The organism is Stenotrophomonas sp. SORGH_AS_0282 (genome assembly GCF_030818125.1).
Lineage (GTDB): Bacteria > Pseudomonadota > Gammaproteobacteria > Xanthomonadales > Xanthomonadaceae > Stenotrophomonas > Stenotrophomonas rhizophila_A.
The window spans coordinates 132,299-151,990 of sequence record NZ_JAUTAB010000001.1; the positions used below are offsets into that span (position 1 = coordinate 132,299).

At 68.4% G+C, this 19,692-nt stretch carries 16 protein-coding genes; 11 read left to right on the forward strand and 5 right to left on the reverse strand.

Annotated features, from left to right (window positions below):
- From QE395_RS00520 to QE395_RS00530, 3 genes are all read left to right on the forward strand, one after another.
- Window positions 1-438, forward strand: coding sequence for an excinuclease ATPase subunit (locus QE395_RS00520; RefSeq protein ID WP_093532656.1), 438 nt, complete (start codon window positions 1-3; stop codon window positions 436-438).
- 229 nt (window positions 439-667) lie between these two features.
- Complete coding sequence (locus QE395_RS00525; protein WP_095363240.1) at window positions 668-934, forward strand: YcgL domain-containing protein; 267 nt, start codon at window positions 668-670, stop codon at window positions 932-934.
- The gene (locus tag QE395_RS00530; RefSeq protein ID WP_095363239.1) at window positions 927-4,268 is read left to right on the forward strand and encodes an ankyrin repeat domain-containing protein; all 3,342 of its coding nucleotides are present in this window, start codon (window positions 927-929) and stop codon (window positions 4,266-4,268) included. The genes QE395_RS00525 and QE395_RS00530 overlap by 8 nt, the downstream gene beginning before the upstream one ends.
- Before the next feature lie 185 nt (window positions 4,269-4,453).
- Here the strand turns inward: QE395_RS00530 and QE395_RS00535 are convergent, their stop codons facing one another.
- Entirely contained in the window at window positions 4,454-6,256 is a 1,803-nt protein-coding gene (locus tag QE395_RS00535; protein WP_095363238.1) for a monovalent cation:proton antiporter-2 (CPA2) family protein, read from the reverse strand.
- A 307-nt stretch (window positions 6,257-6,563) separates the two neighbouring features.
- Here QE395_RS00535 and mgtE point away from each other — a divergent pair, with 307 nt between their 5' ends.
- The gene (mgtE, locus tag QE395_RS00540; RefSeq protein ID WP_068854439.1) at window positions 6,564-7,934 is read left to right on the forward strand and encodes a magnesium transporter; all 1,371 of its coding nucleotides are present in this window, start codon (window positions 6,564-6,566) and stop codon (window positions 7,932-7,934) included.
- A 128-nt stretch (window positions 7,935-8,062) separates the two neighbouring features.
- Window positions 8,063-10,792 carry a bifunctional acetate--CoA ligase family protein/GNAT family N-acetyltransferase gene (locus QE395_RS00545; RefSeq protein WP_068854438.1) on the forward strand — a complete coding sequence of 910 codons (2,730 nt, stop codon included), beginning with the start codon at window positions 8,063-8,065 and terminating at the stop codon, window positions 10,790-10,792.
- Window positions 10,793-10,859: 67 nt separating this feature from the next.
- Here the strand turns inward: QE395_RS00545 and QE395_RS00550 are convergent, their stop codons facing one another.
- Complete coding sequence (locus tag QE395_RS00550; protein WP_306987271.1) at window positions 10,860-11,342, reverse strand: hypothetical protein; 483 nt, start codon at window positions 11,340-11,342, stop codon at window positions 10,860-10,862.
- A gap of 176 nt (window positions 11,343-11,518) precedes the next feature.
- Here QE395_RS00550 and QE395_RS00555 point away from each other — a divergent pair, with 176 nt between their 5' ends.
- Window positions 11,519-12,223: an alpha/beta fold hydrolase gene (locus tag QE395_RS00555; RefSeq protein WP_068854436.1), complete on the forward strand. Its 705-nt coding sequence runs from the start codon at window positions 11,519-11,521 to the stop codon at window positions 12,221-12,223.
- Between the two features lie 175 nt (window positions 12,224-12,398).
- Here the strand turns inward: QE395_RS00555 and dkgB are convergent, their stop codons facing one another.
- Window positions 12,399-13,202, reverse strand: a complete 804-nt coding sequence (dkgB, locus tag QE395_RS00560) for a 2,5-didehydrogluconate reductase DkgB (RefSeq protein WP_306987272.1) — start codon at window positions 13,200-13,202, stop codon at window positions 12,399-12,401.
- Window positions 13,203-13,269: 67 nt separating this feature from the next.
- Window positions 13,270-14,484, reverse strand: coding sequence for an MFS transporter (locus QE395_RS00565; RefSeq protein WP_093532663.1), 1,215 nt, complete (start codon window positions 14,482-14,484; stop codon window positions 13,270-13,272).
- Between the two features lie 106 nt (window positions 14,485-14,590).
- Here QE395_RS00565 and QE395_RS00570 point away from each other — a divergent pair, with 106 nt between their 5' ends.
- The 3 genes from QE395_RS00570 (at window position 14,591) to QE395_RS00580 (ending at window position 16,914) form a co-directional block, all read left to right on the forward strand.
- On the forward strand, window positions 14,591-15,493 hold the full coding sequence (locus QE395_RS00570) for a LysR family transcriptional regulator (protein ID WP_306987274.1): 903 nt from the start codon (window positions 14,591-14,593) through the stop codon (window positions 15,491-15,493).
- 70 nt (window positions 15,494-15,563) lie between these two features.
- Window positions 15,564-16,016 (forward strand): Rrf2 family transcriptional regulator, encoded by a 453-nt coding sequence (locus QE395_RS00575; RefSeq protein ID WP_093532665.1) that lies wholly within the window; start codon window positions 15,564-15,566, stop codon window positions 16,014-16,016.
- The gene (locus QE395_RS00580; RefSeq protein ID WP_306987275.1) at window positions 16,006-16,914 is read left to right on the forward strand and encodes an NAD(P)/FAD-dependent oxidoreductase; all 909 of its coding nucleotides are present in this window, start codon (window positions 16,006-16,008) and stop codon (window positions 16,912-16,914) included. The genes QE395_RS00575 and QE395_RS00580 overlap by 11 nt, the downstream gene beginning before the upstream one ends.
- A gap of 57 nt (window positions 16,915-16,971) precedes the next feature.
- Here QE395_RS00580 and QE395_RS00585 read toward each other — a convergent pair whose 3' ends face one another.
- On the reverse strand, window positions 16,972-17,925 hold the full coding sequence (locus tag QE395_RS00585) for an aldo/keto reductase (protein ID WP_306987277.1): 954 nt from the start codon (window positions 17,923-17,925) through the stop codon (window positions 16,972-16,974).
- Between the two features lie 172 nt (window positions 17,926-18,097).
- Between QE395_RS00585 and QE395_RS00590 the strand changes: the two genes are divergently transcribed.
- A complete protein-coding gene (locus QE395_RS00590; protein ID WP_068854429.1) occupies window positions 18,098-18,949 on the forward strand; it encodes a class I SAM-dependent methyltransferase in 852 nt (283 codons plus the stop codon).
- A gap of 147 nt (window positions 18,950-19,096) precedes the next feature.
- Window positions 19,097-19,633: a pseudouridine synthase gene (locus tag QE395_RS00595; protein ID WP_306987278.1), complete on the forward strand. Its 537-nt coding sequence runs from the start codon at window positions 19,097-19,099 to the stop codon at window positions 19,631-19,633.
- Window positions 19,634-19,692: the final 59 nt, after the last annotated feature.

Sequence of the window (19,692 nt, forward strand, 5' to 3'; positions counted from 1 at the left end):
ATGCGTCGTTTTGCCCTGATTGCCGCCACCGCCCTGCTTGCTGTTGCCAGCACCGCCAATGCCCGTGAAACCCGGGTCGAGCTGCCGCTGCATGACCTGATCAACTCCCCGGAGGCAAAAGCCGCCGGCATCGACGGCAGCGTCCGCTTCTTCCTGGCCGGCGAAAAGGTCAACGTCCAGCAGCGCCTCGGCGAAGACGTGACCAACAAGAAGACCAATGCCGCCAACAAGAGCGATGCCGAGGCCTGCAACTGGGTGGCCCTGTCGGCGCTGAAGGCGCTGCAGGACGGCGCCAAGTCGCGCGGCGCCAACGCCGTGGTCGACGTCGTCAGCTACTACAAGAAGAACGAGTTCAAGAGCACCACCAACTTCGAATGCTACGCAGGCGCCATCCTGGCCGGCGTCGCCCTGAAGGGCACCTACGCAAAGGTGAAGTGACGCTTCGCAGCACTTCACCGGTAGCAGCCGACTGTTAGTCGGCTGGCATCGCCGCCGCCGTTCCCCCGGAACGGCGGTGGCCGCCCGACCTGAACACCGCCGCGACATTGATGAACCTGAATCTGCCGCGCGCCAGCAAACCGACACCTTGGCGCCTGCCCGGCTTTCGTAGTTGCCTGCTTTACTCCACAATCGGCGTATCTATTCCCAGGGCCAAGCCCCGCGGGCAATGCAAGCCTACGTCTACAAAAGCCAACGCAAGCAGGACACTTACGTCTACCTCGCCGCCCGCGACGCCTTCGATGCCATCCCCGATGCGCTGAAGGCCACGCTGGCGCCGTTCGCATTCGTGCTGGAAGTTGCCCTGACCCCCGACCGTCGCCTCGCCCTGGCCGACGCTGATCAAGTGCGCGCCAATCTCCAGGCGCGCGGCTTCCACCTGCAGATGCCACCGCCGCTGGTCGCGCCCGTGAAGGTGCCGCGCCGCGATGACTGATATTCCGCGCACCCGCGCTGCCGCCATCGCCTTCGCCACGGGCGGCCTGCTGTCGCTGGCAGCAGTGCTGGGCGGGGTGCCGGCTGCGCTGGGTGCCGCACTGGCGCAGCCGGCGTTCGCGCTGGGCATGTCCTGGTGGCGGCGCAGCCGCGCCGTGCCGGCGCTGCCCCAGCTGGGCCGCCAGGACCTTCCGGCGCTGCTCGCGCTGTGGTCGGTGGGCCCGGCCCTGCTGGCGCTGCTGGTGGCCTGGCCGCTGGCCGCGCTGCACGACAGCGGCAGCCTGGCGGCCGTGCTTGGCCTGAGCGTGGCGGTCAGTGCCGCGCTGCTCGGCGTCTGGCGCACCTGGCCGCTGTGGAATGAAATCGAACGCAGTGACGGCAGCCTGGCGCGCCATTGGCGCACCCTGGCCGGCCGAGATCTCAGCGCCTGGCGCGGGCTGGTCGTGGCCGCGCTGGTGGTGGCGATCTGCGCGCTGGTGGTGGTTCCTGCATGGCCGGGGCTGGTGCCCGATGGCCTGCGCTGGCCGTTCGCGCTGGCGGTGCTGATCGGTTCGCCGCTGGCCCATCTGGCCCTGCAGCGCGTCGCGCCGGCCGATCCGCTGGGCAGCCGCAGCGTGCTCGACCTGGGCAGCGACCCGTTCGCCGCCGCCGCCCAGCACGACGTCCCGAGCCAACCACTGGAGCCGCTGGCCCAGCACGAACGCCTGCCGGCGCTGTACGAAGCCGCGCGCAGCGGCCGGGTCGACCGCGCCCTGCAGCTGCTGGCGGCCGGTGCCGACCCGCAGGGTCTGCCCGATCCCACCTGGCGCGACCAGCGCAGCCTGGTGGTGCTGGCCGCCGTGCTGCCCGACCTGCGCCTGCTGCGCGAGCTGATCGCCCGTGGCGTGGGCGTCAACACCCCGCACAAGGGCATGACCCCGCTGCTGGCCGCCACCCGCGACAGCTGGCACGGCCGCCCCGAAGCGGTGATGACCCTGCTGGCCAACGGCGCCGATTCGCGCGCGGTAGACAGCGACGGCAACACCCCGCTGCACCACGCCGCGCGCAGTTCCGACCCCGGCGTGGCCGCGTTGCTGCGCGATGCCGCGGCCGAAGTGGATGCACTCAACAACGACGGCTGGTCGCCACTGGCAGTGGCCTGCCAGGTCGGCAACTGGCGGCTGGCGCGGTTCCTGCTGGAGCGCGGTGCGCGCACCGAACCGGCCGAGGGCACCCCCGTGCTGCTGGCCGCGGCCGGCACCGAAGAAGACGATCCGGCCGGCGTGCAGCTGCTGCTCAAGCACAAGGCACGCGCCGACGCGCGCGACCGCCAGCGCCGCAGCGCGCTGCATGAAGCGGCATTGGCCGGCCACGTGGACATCATCGATGTGCTGCTGGCGGCGGGCGCCAACCTTGAATCGCGCGATGCGCTGTCTCGTACGCCGTGGCTGGAAGCCGCGCGCGGTGGCCGGGCCGGGGTGGTCGAACACCTGCTGCCGCACAAGCCCGACCTGCATGCGGTCGACGTGGAAGGCCGCAACGCGGTGCTGCTGGCCTGCATGGCCGACAACGTCTCGCCGTTGCTGGTCCGCCGCCTGTTGGACCTGGGCATTGCCGCCGACGTGTCCGATCCGCAGGGACGCCGCGCCGTGGATATCGCCGCCGCCGCCGGGCGCTGGGCGATCGTCTCGCTGCTGGACCGCAGCTACCCGCTGCCCACCGCAGTGAGCGATGGCCTGGCCAGCGCGGGCGAGGACGACAGCGGGCAGGGCAGCCCGGCACTGCCGGACCGCCCGCCGCTGGACCTGCTGCGCGAAGCGCTGGGATTCGGCAACGTGGATGGCATGGCCTCGCTGGCCCGCCTGTGCAGCCCGGACGAACTGGGCGGCCTGCTCCACGACGGCGAACTGGCGCTGGACCCGCACGCGGTGGAGTGGCTGCTGGCGCATGGTGCCGCGCCGGAGGTCCTGGATGCCTGCGGCGATACCCCGATGTTCGCGCTGCTGGCGCGTGGCATCGATGCGGTGCCTGCGCTGCAGGTGCTGCTGCGCCGGGGCGTATCGCCGACCGGTGCCGGCGGCCTGGCGCGCCTGCTCAGCGCCTGTGCCCAGCACGACCAGGCCGCGCGCGGGCTGGAACAGCTTGCATTGGAACTGCTCGAACGCGGTGCCGATCCGTTTGCGGCCTCGCCGGCCGGCGATCCGCCGCTGTCCCTCGCCGTTCGCCTGGGCTGGCTGCGTCTGCAGCAGGCCCTGCTCACCCTCGGCGTGGACCGTGAAGCGCGCGACAGCCACGGCATGACCGCGCTGCACCTGGCCACCGCGCTGGCCCGCGAAGGCTCGTTGAAGCTGCTGGTGCAGCAGGGCGCCTCGCCCGAAGCCCGCGCTGCCGATGGCCAGACCCCGCTGGGCGTGGCGCTGTCGATCGGCCGCCGCGACCTGGCCGATTGGCTGGATTGGCGCGTGTGGCAGCTGCCGCGCCGCGCGCTGCGTGCCGCCGATCTACCCGCCGCCGCGATGGCCGGCGATGCCGACGCCGTGCGCCGGTTGAACGACCTGGGCTTCGCCGTGGACGTGGTGGATGCGCAGGGCTGCACCGCGCTGCTGCGTGCCGCCGGTGGCGGCCACCTGGCCGTGGTCGACCTGCTGCTGGCGCGTGGCGCCAACCCGCAGCACGCTGCAGCCAGTGGTGCCACGCCGTTGTCGGCGGCGGTGAGCATGCGCCAGATCGACATCGTGTCGGCGCTGCTGGATGCCGGTGCGGAACTGGAATACAAGCTGCCCGGTGGCGTGACCGTGCTGATGCTGGCGTCGGCGCTGGGCCTGCCGGACATCGCCGCGCGCCTGCTGACCGCCGGTGCCAACGTGCATGCGGGCGATGCGCAGCAACTGGGGCCGCTGCATTGTGCGGCCCTGTACGGCTTTGGTGCGCGGGATCGTTCGCGCCTGCTGGCGCTGCTGGACACCCTGTTGCTGGCCGGTGCCGAGCCGGACCAGGCTGCAGCCGGTTCGGTGACCCCGCTGCTGTTGCTGCTGGGCGCGCGCGCCGAGCCGGGTACCGCGTGCGATGAGCAGATCGTGCTGGCCGCCGTGGAGCGGTTGCTCGATGAAGACGTGTCATTGGATGCGCGCGATCCGCGTGGGTTCGGTCCGCTGCACCTGGCGGCATTGCACGGCCTGCCGCTGCTGGTGCAGCGCCTGCTGCGCGCAGGCGCGGATCCGGACGTACGCGACGCGTTGAACCGCAGCCCGCGCGAGATCGCGGTGATGCGCGGTTTCATCGACGTGGCCGGCGAGTTCGAACCGCGCGTGCCGGGCGTTTCGTCGATGGCCCGGTTCCTGCGCGATAACGGGTAACGGCGGTGGGGATGAACCCCTGACACGCGGCTTCGGACAGTTATCAACCGCGATCGGTGCGTCGCAGACGTTGGGTGCGTGTCTTCGGATCTTCGGGCCGCGCTGCGCGCGGTCGCCGACTGACAGTCGGCGCTACGAATTGCTGGCGAACGATGGGGGAGTTGGATACGTTCGATCGGTTCCGTTCAATTTTCGCGTTGGTTGTCTGCCTTTTCATCGCGTTGTGCATCGGCTTCGAACAGGCGCATCAGGTCCGCCCTCGCATCGCGTGAGGTCTGCATGACCGCGGCATCGTCGTCGTAGACCAGGTACTGGTCGCGCAGCAGTTTTTCATCGTGCTCGCGGAAACGCTGCACATGGTCGCGTGCCGTTTCTGTCGGAAGGCCCAACGCGGTCAGCACCCGCTCGCTCATGTCCAGGCTGCTGCCGAACACCTCGCGGAACGGTTCGGCCGACATGTCCATCAGCCGCCATGCGTGCTGGCGGTTGCGTGCGCGGGCCAGCACCACCGCGTCCGGGTACAGGCGCCGGATCAGCCGCGTGGCGCGCATGTTCGCTTCCGGGTCGTCCAGCGTGATCACGTAGACCCGCACATGCTCGCCGCCGGCCGCGCGCAGGATCTCCGGTCGGGTCGGGTCGCCGTAGTACAGCTTGTTGCCGAAGCGGCGCAGGTCCGACACCGTATCCGGGTTCGCTTCCAGCGCCACGAACGGGATTTTCTGCGCGGTCAGCAGGCGCGCCACCACCTGGCCGAAGCGGCCCATGCCAGCGATCATCACGCTGGGTTCGGTGCCGCCGTTGTCGATGGTGTCGGCCGCGGGCCTGTCGCGCGCCACCTCGTGTTCGCGCCCCAGCAGGCGCAGCAACGCGATCAACAGCAGCGGCGTGAGCGCCATCGACAGGCCTACGATCGCCACCAGCCGGTCGTGGTTGGCATTGCCCAGCAGGTTCGCGCGCTGCGCTTCGTTGAACACCACGAACGCGAATTCACCGCCCAGCCACAGCACGCTGCCGAGCAGCAGCGCGTGCCGCGTGCTCAGCCTGGCCAGCTTGCCGATGCCGAACAGCAGGCTGAACTTCACCACCAGCAGCACCGCCACCCCGATCGCGATCGCCCACGGCTCGGCCACCACCCGGTCCAGGTCGATGCCCATGCCCACGGCGATGAAGAACAGGCCCAGCAGCAGCCCCTTGAACGGCTCGATCTGCGATTCCAGCTCATGCCGGAATTCCGAATCCGAGAGCAGCACGCCGGCCAGGAACGCGCCCAGGCTGGGGCTCAGGCCCACCGTCTGCATGAACCATGCCGTGCCCAGCACCACCAGCAGCGCCATCGCGGTGAACACTTCCGGGCTGCGCGTACGCGCCACGGTGTTGAACAGCCAGCGCAGCACCGGGCGCCCGCACAGGATCACCACCGCCAGCGCGCCCAGCGCCACCGCCACGTCGTTCCACTGCAGGGTTTCATTGCGCGCCCCGCCCAGCAGCGGAATCGCCGCCAGCAGCGGAATCGCGATCAGGTCCTGGAACAGCAGGATGGCAAAGCCCAGCCGGCCGTAATCCGTGTTGAGCCCCTTGTGTTCGGATAGCAGCTGCAGGCCCACGGCAGTGGACGACAGCGCCAGCGCGATGCCCACGATCAGCGCTCCCTTCCAGTGGAAGTGGTCCAGCATCAGCAGGCTGCCCAGCACCAGCGCGCTCAGCGCCACCTGCGCGGTGCCGGCGCCGAACACCGAGCGCCGCATCACCTTCAGCCGCGTGGGCGACAGCTCCAGCCCGATCACGAACAGCAGCATCACCACGCCGATCTCGGCCGCGCCGAGGATCCGGTCGGCATCCTGCACGAAGCCCAGCCCGTCAGGTCCGAGCACCACGCCCGCCGCCAGGTAGCCCAGCACGGCACCCAGCCCGAGCTTCTTGAATACCGGCACCGCGATCACCGCGGCCAGCAGCAGCACCAGGGCCAGGACCAGCGCACCGCTATGCATGGGGAAACCTGCGCATCGCATCATCGGCCTGTCGCCGGCGGCCTATTATGCGGCCCCGCGCGTCAATGACCTTCAACCGGGCCCGAACGAGGGCCCGCAAGGGGTTGACCCGGTCTGCGTGCGGGTCCAGACTGCCGCCCGCTGACCGCGCCAGCACGGCGCGCCCAGCGAAACCCTTCCGGAGTCCACACCCATGTCCAGCGACAGTAGAAGTCGACCTTGCTCGACGCCAGCGATGGCCACCGCCTGACACGGGACGGTTCGCCAGCGTTGGCGTCGCGCGATCGCGATCCACAAGGCGAACCCCATGAACCAGAAAGACCTCCTGCGCCCGGTGGCGGATGCCGCCGCCCTGAGCGCACCCCTGCAGGACTTCAACACCGCCGACGCGGTGGAATACCTCAACACCCTGGCCCTGCCGCGCGCCGCCGACACCCTGGCTGCGTTGCCGTTGCCGCGCGCGGTGAAAATGCTAGAACAGCCCGAGCTCACCCGCAGCGGTGACCTCGTGGCCGCGCTGCCGGTGGCCAAGGCCGCCGCGCTGCTGGGCCTGATGGCCGATGACCGTGCCACCGACATCGTCCATGAGCTGGACGAGGACGAACGCGCGCGCCTGATCCCATTGCTCAGCGCCGATTCGCGCCAGGCCATCCAGCAGCTGCTCAGCTACCCGGCGCACACCGCCGGCGCGCTGATGACCACCGAATTCGTCAGCGTGCCCGCCGACTGGACCGTGGGCCGCACCCTGCAGCACATCCGCGAAGTCGAGCGCACCCGCGAGACCGTGTACGCCATCTACGTGCTGGACCCGGTCACCCAGGCCCTGCAGCAGGTGGTCACCATGCGCCGGCTGATCACCGGCCTGCCGGACGAGCCGATCCTGGAGGTGGCCCAGGTCAATCCGCCGGTGACCGTCGATGCCATGCTCGACCAGGAAGAAGTGGCCCAGCTGATCCGTCGCCACGACCTGCTCGCCATTCCAGTGGTCGATGCGCGCCAGCAGGTGCTGGGCATCGTCACCGTGGATGACATCCTGGATGCGCTGATCGAAGAATCCACCGAGGACGCGCACAAGTTCGGCGGCATGGAAGCGCTGGAAAAGCCGTACATGCAGATCGGCTTCTTCGAGATGCTGCGCAAGCGCGCCGGCTGGTTGAGCGTGCTGTTCCTCGGCGAAATGCTCACCGCCAGCGCCATGCAGCATTACGAGGACGAGCTGGCCCGCGCCGTGGTGCTCACGCTGTTCATTCCGCTGATCATGAGCTCCGGCGGCAATTCCGGTTCGCAGGCCACCTCGCTGCTGATCCGCAGCCTGGCCCTGCGCGAACTGCGCCTACGCGACTGGTGGAAGGTGGCGCTGCGCGAAGTGCCTACCGGCATCACCCTGGGCGCCATCCTCGGCGTGCTGGCGATCATCCGCATCGTGTCCTGGCAGCTGCTCGGCCTGCACGACTACGGCGAGCACTGGCAGCTGCTGGCGCTCACCATCGGTGCGGCGCTGGTCGGCATCGTAACGTTCGGTTCGCTGTCCGGTTCGATGCTGCCGTTCATCCTCAAGCGCCTGGGCTTCGACCCGGCCAGTGCCTCGGCACCGTTCGTGGCCACCCTGGTCGACGTCACCGGCCTGGTGATCTACTTCAGCATCGCCGCGATGATCCTGCGCGGCACGCTGCTGTAACCGCACCATGTCGCCACGCCGCGTGCGGCGTGGCGATGCGGCGGCAGCCGATCCTTGCGCCAGATCATCCCAACGCGACCGCCAGCCGTGTACCGTGTCACCACGTGTCCCGGTGACTGTTCGACCCCATGAGCACCTACCACCTGCAATCCGTATTCCGCCCGCAGTCGGTGGCCGTCGTCGGCGGCAGCCCGCGCGAGCGTTCCGCCGGCCGCGCGGTCATGCGCAACCTGCGCGCCACCGGCTTCCCCGGCAAGGTCGCCTGGATCAATCCACGCTACGGCGAGATCGACGGCATCAGCACGGTCAAACGGCTGAAGGACCTCGACTGGGTGCCCGAACTGGTCGTCATCACCGCCCCGGCCAGCATCGTGCCGCAGGTGGTGGCCACCGCCGCCGAACGCGGCGTGGCCGCGGCCATCATCCTCACCGCCAACCTCGGCCACGGCCCGGGTTCGCTCAGCGAGCAGGTTGAAGCGGCGGCACGGCCCAAGGGCCTGCGCATCCTCGGCCCGCATTGCCTGGGCGTGATCGCCCCGCATGCACGGCTCAATGCCAGCATCGCCGCGCACTTCCCGCAGGCGGGCGACCTCGCGCTGATCTCCGAATCCAGCGCCATTGCCGCAGCGCTGGTCGAATGGGGCGTGGCGCGCTCGGTCGGCTTTTCCGCCGTGGTCTCGCTGGGCGACGCGCTGGATGTCGACTTCGGCGACCTGCTCGACTATTTCGCCACCGATTACCGCACCCGCGCCATCCTGCTCTACGTCGAACACATCCGCGACGCGCGCAAGTTCATGTCCGCCGCGCGCGCCGCCGCGCGTGCCAAGCCGGTGGTGGTGGTCAAATCCGGCCGCCACATCCGCATCGATCCCGATGGCGACACCCACGTGCAGGCGCTGGCCAGCTCCGACGCGGTGTATGGTGCCGCGTTCAACCGCGCCGGCCTGCTGCGGGTGAGCGCGCTGGATGAGCTGTTCACCGCTGCCGAAACGCTCGGCCGCCTCGGCACCTTCCCGGGCCGCCGGCTGGCCATCCTCAGCAACGGCGGCGGGGTAGGGCGGCTGGCCGTGGACCAGCTGCTGGCCCTGCGCGGCAGCCTGGCCGAACTCTCGCCCGGCACCATCGCCGAGCTGGACGCCGTGTTGCCCGAAGGCTGGTCGCGCAGCAATCCGGTCGACATCGTGGTCGACGCAGACGGTGACCGCTACGCCGCCGCCATCGACGCGCTGATGTCCGACAGCGGCAACGATGCCGTGCTGGTGGTCAACGTGCCCACCGCGTTCACCTCATCGGCAGACGCCGCGCAGGCACTCACCCGCACCCTCGGCCTGCGCCCGCGCCACCATCGCGACAAGCCGGTGTTCGCGGTGTGGCTGGGCAACGACGACCGTGCCACCGCCACCCTCAACGCCGCACGCGTGCCGACCTACCCGACCGAGGCCGAAGCCGTGCGCGGCTTCCAGCACCTGGTGCGCTACCGCGATGCGCAGGCGGCGCTGATGGAGACCCCGCCCAGCCTGCCGCAGGATTTCGTGGTGGATACCGCCGCCGCGCGCGCCATCGTCGAGGCCGCGCTCGCCGCCGGCCAGCAGTGGCTGGACCCCATCGCCACCCACCAGCTGCTTTCGGCCTATGGCATTCCCTCCGCGCCGGTGATGCAGGCGCGCGACCCGCACGAAGCCATGGACCTGGCCCAGCCGCTGCTGGAGCAGGGCGCCACCGTGGCGGTAAAGGTGTTCTCGGCCGACATCCCGCACAAATCCGATGTCGATGGCGTGCGCCTCAACCTGGGCACCCTGCAGTCCGTGCAGGCCGCCGCCAGCTCCATCCTCGCCCGCGCTCATGAGATGCGTCCCAACGCGCGCATCGACGGCGTGCTGGTGCAGCCCACGATCGTGCGGCCCAAGGCGCGCGAATTGATTGCCGGCATCGCCGACGACCCGACCTTCGGCCCGGTGGTGGTGTTCGGCCGCGGCGGCACCGCCGTCGAAGTGATCGACGACAAGGCGCTGGCGCTGCCGCCGCTGGACCTGCGCCTGGCCCATGAGCTGATCGGCCGCACCCGTGTCTCGCGCATCCTCAAGGCCTATCGCGATGTCCCGGCGGCAGACGAACGCGCCGTCGCGTTGATCCTGGTCAAGCTGGCGCAGCTGGCCGCCGACATTCCCGAAGTGCGCACGCTGGACATCAACCCGCTGCTGGCCGACCGCGACGGCGTCATCGCACTGGACGCGCGCGTGGCCATCGCGCCCTCGCGCAAGCTGCACAAGGGCCGTGGCCATCCGCGGTTCGCGGTGTTCCCGTACCCGAAGGAGTGGGAGCGCACCATCACCTTGTCCGACGGCGCGCCCGCGTTCGTACGCCCGGTGCGGCCGGAAGACGACGCGCTGTTCCGCGCCTTCTTCGCCCGCGTCACGGACGACGACCTGCGCCTGCGCTTCTTCCAGTCGGTGAAGCATTTCAGCCACGAATTCATCGCGCGCCTGACCCAGCTCGACTACGCCCGTTCCATCGCGCTGGTGGCGATCGACCCGCGCAGTGGCGACATGCTCGGCGCGGTGCGCCTGCATGCGGACGCCGATTACGATCGCGGCGAGTACGGCATCCTGATCCGCTCCGACCTCAAGGGCCATGGCATCGGCTGGCGCCTGATGACCATCATGATCGAGTACGCCCAGTGGCTGGGCCTGAACATCGTAGAAGGCCAGGTGCTGCGCGAGAACAGCACCATGCTGGCGATGTGCCAGAGCCTGGGCTTCAAGACGAAGCTCGATCCCGACGACTCCACGGTCATGGTGGTGACCCTGCCGGTGCAGGACGCCAACGTCGCGTTACCGCCCGAAGGTGTCACGCACTGAGTGAACGCGCCGACGGAGATGTGCTGGTAACGCATGACCTCCAACGAAGGCGCCTCACCGGCGCCTGTCACTCTGCCGGCCGGTCCGTTGCCTGCATCAGGAACAATGCCGAGTGCTCGCGGGGTATGGGTCCCAAGCGGTTATCCGGGAAGGCAGCGTTGGTCAGCATCGTCTGATAGGCCAGTGAGCCAAAAATGAACTTCGCATCATTCGGCGTCGGTAACGCAGCCATCAACTCCTGGCCGCGCTTCAGCACGTCTGGGTACTGCTTGATGAAGGCTTCCAGCGTGATGCTCCCGATCGTGCAGCGGTTGGTGATGTAGCGCAACTGGTCCCCCAGGGCTGCCAGCCGCTTTTCGCCTGTATCCAGGTTCGCGTCCTGTACCGCCGGTTTCAGCGCAGGGGTGACCACCTCGTAATAGGCCAGCTCCCGCTGCATGATGGTTTCCAACGGCAGCGTGCCGGCATTTGCCGGTGCCGCGGGTGGACTCGGCGTACTGGTGGATGCCGGGGTTGGCGTGGCGGCGGTGATACCGGGAATGGAATCCATGCAGGGCTCACTGGAAGGGAAGTGCCTGAGCCTAGCCAGCCCCGGGTACCGGACTGGTACTGAGTCACGCTACTGCGCCAAGTGACTGTTTCATGGGGCGCTCTCACCTCCTACCGCGCAACACACCGGGCCACACACGACACTCCATGGCCACCCGGATCGCGGACAATAGCGGCATGACCGATCGTGTACCGCTGTTGCTGCTGCCCGGCCTGCTCAACGACGCCGAACTCTGGCGCGCGCAGATTGCCGCGCTGTCTGATATCGCCGACTGCACCGTAGGCGACCAGACCCGAGGCGACACCATGCAGGCGGTGGTGGAGGACGTACTGGCCCAGGCCCCGGAACGCTTCGCCCTGGCAGGCTTCTCGCTCGGTGGCTTTGTCGCCCAGCAGATCCTGCGCGTGGCCCCGGAGCGGGTACTGCGGCTGGCGCTGATCGACACCTCCATCCACGCCGACTCGCCCGAGCGCGCCGCCCAGCGCCAGTCGCAGCGTTCCAGCGTGCGCCTGCCCGGCACCTTCCATGGCTTCGGCGACAAGCTGATGCGCAGCTACATCGATGCCTCGCGGCTGGACGACTACGTGCTGGTGCAGCGCGTGCGTGACATGACCGCACGCCTCGGCGCAGAGGTGTTTCTGCGCCAGAGCGCGCTCGATCGCGTTGACGGCCACGACGTACTGGCCGGCTACCGTGACCCGCTACTCATCATCTGCGGCGCCAACGACCGCATCACCCCGCTGGCGATCAGCGAGGAGATGCATGCCCTGGTACCCGGCTCAACCCTGGTCGTGCTGCCCGATTGCGGCCACCTCGCGCCAATGGAAAAGCCCGAGGAAGTAAGCGCTGCCATGCGTGAGTGGTTGCTGGCCCGCTGGTAGGGTCGCATCCCAATCGACCGCCGATAACGGTGCCGCGTTCTGTTGTGGCATGACCTCCGCCGAAGAAGCGCTCTTCGGCAGAGGTCATGCGTTCGCCGCGCCGATCATCGTGGTCGGCGGTTGATCGGGATCCAGCCCTACCAACCCAGGCGTCCGGCGACCCCTGAGCGAAAGGTCAATCCCACGCCGGCGCGATACCTTCCGGGTTCGCCAGCCGCTGTCCACGATCCAGCGTGGCAATCTGCGCCATGTCCTCGTCGCTCAACCGCAGGTCCGCCGCGAGCAGGTTGCTGGCCAGGTTCTCGCGCTTGGTCGACGACGGAATCACCGCAAAGCCCTGCTGCAGCGCCCAGGCCAGCGCGACCTGCGCCGGGGTGGCGTCGTGGCGTTCGGCAATGGCCTGGATCACCGGATCCTTCAACACTTCGCCATAGGCCAGGCTCATGTAGGCCGTCACATGGATGCCCTGCTCACGCAGGAACGCAATCAACGCCCGATTCTGCAGGTACGGATGCACCTCGATCTGGTTGGTCGCGATCGCATCGGCACCGAGGATCGCAATCGCCTGGCGGGTGAGGTCAATCGTGAAATTGGAAATGCCGATCTGCCGGGTCAGGCCTTCGGCCTTGGCCTGCGCCAGCGCGCCCAGGTACTCGGCCATCGGCGCCGCGTCGTTCGGCGACGGCCAATGGATCAGGGTCAGGTCGACATGATCGGTACGCAGCTTGCGCAGGCTTTCGCGCAGGCTCTCCAGCAGGGCATCGTGCTGGAAGCTGGCGATCCAGATCTTGGTGGTCAGGAACAGGTCCTCACGCGCCACGCCAGACTCGGCGATGGCCTGCCCGACCTCGGCTTCGTTGCCGTAGATCTGCGCCGTATCGATGGCGCGGTAGCCCACGTCCAGTGCGTTGCGGACCGAATCGATGACGGTCTGGTCCTTCAGGCGGAACGTGCCAAGGCCGAATGCGGGAATGCTCATGGAAAACTCCTTCAGTGGGGGAGTGCAGGCTACGCCGTGCACCGTTAAACGAATCAAATGAGAAGGCTCAATGGGAGGCGACAACCACGCCCTCGGCGCGATCCTCGATCCCGTCACGCCGGTCCAGCCGCCCGCTCAGCACGGTCAGCCCCAGCGCACCCAACACCACCAGCGCGCCCAGCCAAGGCGTATGCATCAAGCCCAGGTGATCCACCACCAGCCCGCCCAGCGAAGCACCCATTGCGATGCCCACGTTGAACGCGGCGATGTTCAGGCCAGAGGCCACATCAGCGGCCTGCGGCGCAAAGCGCTGCGCCTGTTTCACCACGTACACCTGCAGCCCCGGCACGTTGCCGAACGCCACCGCGCCCAGTGCCAGTACCGTCAGCAGCACCAGCCAGCTGTTGTGTGCGGTGAAGGTCAGGGCAAACAGCACCAGCGCCAGAAGCCCGAAGATCAGCTTCAGCGCCGGAATCGGCCCACGGCGGTCGGCCAGGCGGCCACCCCACAGGTTGCCGATCGCCACCGACACGCCATACACCAGCAGCACGCCGCTCACTGCGTTCGGCGAGAAACCGGTGACGTCCTGCAGGATCGACGCAAGATAGGTAAAGGACAGGAACGTACCGCCATAGCCCAGCGCGGTGATCGCATACACCAGCAGCAGACGCGGCTGCGCCAGTACCGAAAGCTGCTGGCCGAACGTCGCCGGCTCGCTGCGCTGCAGGTTGCGCGGTACGAACAGCAGGCTACCGATCAGCGCGACCACGCCCAGCGCCGCCACTGCCAGGAAGGTCGCCCGCCAGCCCAGGTGCTGGCCGATGAACGTGCCCAGCGGCACCCCGGTGACCAGCGCCACGGTCAGGCCGGTGAACATGATCGCAATCGCACTGGCCGCCTTTTCCTTCGGCACCACCGAGGTGGCAATGATCGAGCCGATCGAGAAGAACACGCCGTGTGCCAGCCCGGTCAACACCCGCGCCACGATCAGCGAGCCATAGCTGGGCGCCATCCAGGCAATCACATTGCCCAGGGTGAACAGCACCATCAGGGCCACCAGCAGGGTCTTGCGCGGCACCCGGCCGGTCAGTGCGGTCAACACCGGCGCGCCGACCGCCACACCCAGCGCGTACAGCGAGACCAGCAGGCCTGCGGAGGGCAGGGACACGCCGAGGTCGGCGGCAATGGTCGGGATCAGCCCGACGATGACGAATTCTGTGGTGCCGATGGCGTACGCACCCAGCGTAAGCGCCAACAGGGCCAAGGGGATGCCACGGGACATGAGGGTTACCGGTGGAAGAAGAAGGAGCGCAGTCTGCGCGCACGACTCTTGCCGAAAAACCGGTCTTCACGCCAATGACTCTTGCTTCATGGTCAATAATGGGGCCATGAAGACCACCCTCGATGAAATGCAGGCGTTCATCGCCGTGATCGACAGCGGTTCGATCACCGCCGCCGCCGAAGCACTGGGCCAGACCACTTCCGGGGTCAGCCGGGCCTTGGGCCGCCTGGAGGAAAAGCTGGGCACCACGCTGCTGACCCGCACCACCCGGCGGCTCCAGCTCACCGAAGAGGGTGACGCGTTCCTGGCCCAGGCCCGCGCCATCGTGGCCTCGGTGGAAGCGGCCGAAGAGCAGATGACCGCGCGGCGGCAGCGCCCGGCCGGCCGCCTGCGCGTGGATGCGGCCACCCCCTTCGTGCTGCACGTCATCGCGCCGATGGTCGCCGGGTACCGGGCGCTGTACCCGGACGTGCAGCTGGAGCTCAACAGCAGCGAGCGCTACATCGATCTGCTGGAACGCCGCACCGACGTCGCCATCCGGATCGGCCCGCTGGCCGATTCCACCCTGCACGCGCGCCCGCTGGCGCACAGCCGCCTTCGCGTATTGGCCAGCCCGGCCTACCTCGCCCAGTACGGCACGCCGAAGACGGTTGAAGAACTGGACGGCCACGCGCTGCTCGGCTTCAACGAGCCCGACTCGCTCAACCACTGGCCGCTGCCCGGGCGCACCGACGCGCTGCTGCACATCCGCCCGGCGGTGGCGGTGTCCAGCGGCGAAACGCTGCGCCGGCTGGCGCTGGAGGGGGCGGGCGTGGTCTGCCTGTCCGACTTCATGACCCACCGCGACCGCGATGCGGGCACGCTGGTGCAGGTGCTGCCGGCGCTCACCGTGGAAGTGCGCCAGCCCATCCACGCCGTGTACTACCGCAACACCGCCGTCTCGGCGCGGATCAGCAGCTTCCTGGACCATCTCGCCGAATCCATGTCCGGGCGGGCGTTCCTCCGCTGAAATCGGTGCATGGGCCGGCCAACGGCCGGGGCTACCCGCCGCTGGCAAAGTATGTAACTATTGTTGTTACATGAAATCCAGCAATCAATTCTCCGACGCGCTCCACATCATGGCCCACCTGGTCGGCCAGGACGGACCGCGCACCTCCGAACAGCTCGCTGCCTGCCTGCCGACCCACCCGGTGGTGATCCGCCGCCTGCTCGCTGCGCTGCAGAAGGGCGGGCTGGTCCACACCGCCCGCGGCCATGGTGGCGGCAGCCAGCTGGCGCGCGACCCGGCCACCATCACCCTGCACGACGTCTATCTCGCCATCGGCTCGCCGGCGCTGCTGCATACCGGCGCGCGCGAAACCGGGCGCGGCTGCCCGGTGCAGCAGGTGGTGAATGCCGCGCTGGATGAGAGCTACCAACAGGCGCAGGCACTGCTCGAACAGCGCCTGCATGCCACCACGCTGGCGACCCTGGGCGACGCCTTTGCCCAGCACCTGGCCCAGCACAGCAAGGGAGTTCCGCATGACCTTTGATGCCGTGATCGTCGGCGGCAGTTTCGCCGGGCTCTCCGCCGCCATGATGCTGGCGCGTGCGCGCCGCAGCGTGCTGGTGATCGACAGCGGGCTGCCGCGCAACCGCTTCTCCAGCCACTCGCACGGCGTGCTGGGTCTGGATGGCATCTCCGGCGGCGACCTGCTGCGCCAGGCCAAGGCACAGCTGCTGGATTACCCCAGCGTGCGCTGGGCCAACGACATCGCCACCGACGCGCAGCCGACCGTGGATGGTTTCGCGGTAAGCACGGCGGCCGGTGATACATGGGCGGCGCGCAAGCTGCTGCTGGCCACCGGCATCCGCGATGTGTTGCCCGGGCTGCCCGGCCTTGCCGAACGCTGGGGTCACAGCGTGCTGCACTGCCCGTACTGCCATGGCTATGAAGTGGGCGGCGGCGCGATCGGGCTGCTGGGGGGACATCCGATGTCGCCAATCATGGCCGGGCTGATCGCCGACTTGGGCCAGGTCACCTTTTTCACCCAAGGCATGGCACTGGACGAGGAGCAGCTGGGCACGCTGCAGCGGCGCGGCGTGCAGATCGAAACGGAAACGGTGGTAGCGCTGGAAGGCGACCCGCCGCAGTTGAGTGGGGCCTTGCTGGCCGATGGACGCCACATCGACCTGCGCGCGCTGTTCGTCAGTGCGCGCCAGGAAATGGGTTCGCAGCTGGTGGAGCAGCTCGGCTGTGAACTGGAAGAGAGCCCGGTCGGTGTGCTGGTTCGGGTGGATGCGCAGAAGCAGACCACGGTGCCCGGTGTCTACGCGGCGGGTGATGCAACGGTGATGGGCAACATCACGCTGGCCAGTGCGGAGGGCGTGCGCGCCGGGGTCAGCATGCATCACGCGCTGGTGGCCGAGGATGGGGCAGTGGTGGGGTGATGCGGAAACGGCCACCCTGGGGTGGCCGTTGCTGGTGCGGTCATTTCGGCGGGGTGGTCAGGCGGCGCTGGCGCTTTCCAGCTGTGCGATGTCTTCGGCGGTCAGGCCTACCTGGGCAGCGGCGAGGACGTCGTGCAGCTGTTCCACGCGGGTCGCGCTGACGATCGGCGCGGTGATGCCCGGGCGGGCGATCAACCAGGCAATGGCGACCTGGGCGGGGGTCGCGTTGTAGGTGCCGGCCACGTCATCCAACGCCTGCAGGATGCGCAGGCCACGCGGATTGACGTACCTGGCCACCACGCTGCTGCCGCGCGAGCTGCTCTTGGCCGCATCGTCGGCACTGCGGTACTTGCCGCTGAGGAAGCCGCTGGCCAGCGAGTAGTAGCTGATCACGCCCAGCCCGTGCTCGCGCGCCACCGCTTCCAGCCCGCTTTCGTAACCGGCACGGTCATACAGGTTGTACTCCGGCTGCAGCGTCTCGTAGCGGGGCAGCTTGTAGTCCGCCGATACCTTCAACGCGGCCTGCAGCCGCTCGGCGCTGTAGTTCGAGGCGCCAATCGCACGTACCTTGCCCTGTTCGATCAACCGGCCAAACGCGGCCAGCGTGGTTTCCAGCGGCGTGGACTCGTCATCCTCGTGCGCCTGGTAGAGATCGATGACGTCGGTCTGCAGGCGGCGCAGCGAATCTTCCACGGCCGCGCTGATGTTGTCGGCGGACAGCCCCGGGTGTTCGGCCCACTTGGCAACCTTGGTGGCCAGCACCACCTTGTCGCGCTTGCCGCTGCGCTGGAACCAGCGACCCAGGATCGTTTCCGATTCACCGCCCTTGTTCCCGGGCACCCAGGCCGAATACACATCGGCGGTATCGACCAGGCTGTAGCCGGCATCGACGAACGCATCGAGCAGGGCGAACGAGGTCTTCTCGTCCGCGCCCCAGCCGAAGACGTTGCCGCCGAACGCGATGGGAAGCACTTTCAGGCCGGAACGGCCGAGTTCGCGCGGTGCAGTCATGGGCAATCCTCCAGTCAAATCCAATGTCACAGCATAAGTGCCTGTCCATGACACCGCTGCGGCGCGGGCCACAAAACAGTGTTCCGCTTCGCTGCACTGCACTAACGTTTTGTGAACACCTTTGACATCGCGGCTGCTAGGCTCGCCGCATCCCGCCACCGTAGGTGATCCGATGAAAGCCCGTTCGCTCAGCTGTGCCTGCCTGTTCACCGTGTCCACGCTGCTGCTTGCCGCCCCCGCCATGGCCATCAAGCCAGCCGGCCCCAACGCCCAGCCCGCCATCACCGCCGCCGTCCAGGCTGCCGTCGACGGCAAGGGCCGCACGCCGGACAACGTGAAGCGCGACGCCTACCGCCACCCGGCGCAGACGTTGTCGTTCTTCGGGGTGGAACCGGGCAAGACCGTGGTGGAAATCACCCCCGGTGGCGGCTGGTACTCGGAAATCCTCGCCCCGCTGCTGCGTGACAAGGGCACCTACGTCGCGGCGGTGGTCGACCCGATGGCGGTTGCTGAAGGCAAGGCCCGCGATTACCAGCAGCGCGGTCGCGACGGGCTGGAAAAGAAGTTCGCCGGCACCCCGGCGCTCTACGACAAGGCCAAGATCGTGGGCTACGACCCCAAAGCCCCCAAGTTCGGCCCCGACAACTCCGCCGATGTCGTGCTGACCTTCCGCAACGTGCACAACTGGCGCAGCGCCAACCAGGCCGAAGGCATGTTCAAGGGCTTCTACAGCGTGCTCAAGCCCGGTGGCGTGCTCGGCGTGGTCGAACACCGTGCCAAGGCCGACGTGCCAGCCGACGACAAGAGCGGCTACGTGGGCCAGGCCCAGGTCATCGCCATGGCCGAAGCGGCCGGCTTCAAGCTTGCCGGCAGCAGCGAGATCAACGCCAACCCGCGCGATACCAAGGACCACCCGAACGGCGTGTGGACCCTGCCGCCGGTGAACAACCACGACGCCGCCGATGATGCCAAGTACAAGGCGATCGGTGAAAGCGACCGAATGACCCTTCGTTTCGTGAAGTAGTGCCGGGCCCTGCCCGGTACGCGGGCGCACGACCAACGGTCGTGCGCTACCGGTTGAGATAGCGGTAGGTACCGACCGTTGGTCGGTACCACGGCGTCCGAAGCCGTGTAATGGGACAATGACACCTCGTCACCCACGTCCCGTCCCATGCTGATCGCCTTCAACAAGCCCTTCAACGTCCTGTGCCAGTTCACCGACAGCAGCCAGCCGCCACGCGCGACTTTGGCCGGCTTCGGCCTGCCGCCTGACGTGTACGCGGCAGGTCGTCTGGACTACGACAGTGAGGGCCTGCTGCTGCTCACCGACGACGGCAGGCTGGCGCATCGGCTGACCGACCCGCGCCACAAGGAAGACAAGACCTACTGGGTGCAGGTGGAAGGCACGCTGACCGACGAGCAGGTACAGGCGTTGCGCAGCGGCGTGCAGTTGAACGACGGCCCGACCCTGCCCGCACGCGTGGAGTACCTGGAAACCCCAACGTTGTGGGAGCGCACGCCGCCGGTGCGGTTCCGCAAGACCGTGCCCGATGCATGGCTGGCCATCACCCTGCGCGAAGGGCGCAACCGCCAGGTGCGGCGGATGACAGCGGCGGTCGGCCTGCCCACGCTGCGGCTGGTGCGCGTGGCGATGGGCCCGCACCGGTTGGCGGACCTGCAGCCCGGCCAGTGGCGGCGGATCGATTGATCCAAACAAAAAACCGCCGGACATGCCGGCGGTTTTCGTCAACTGCAACGTGCCTGATG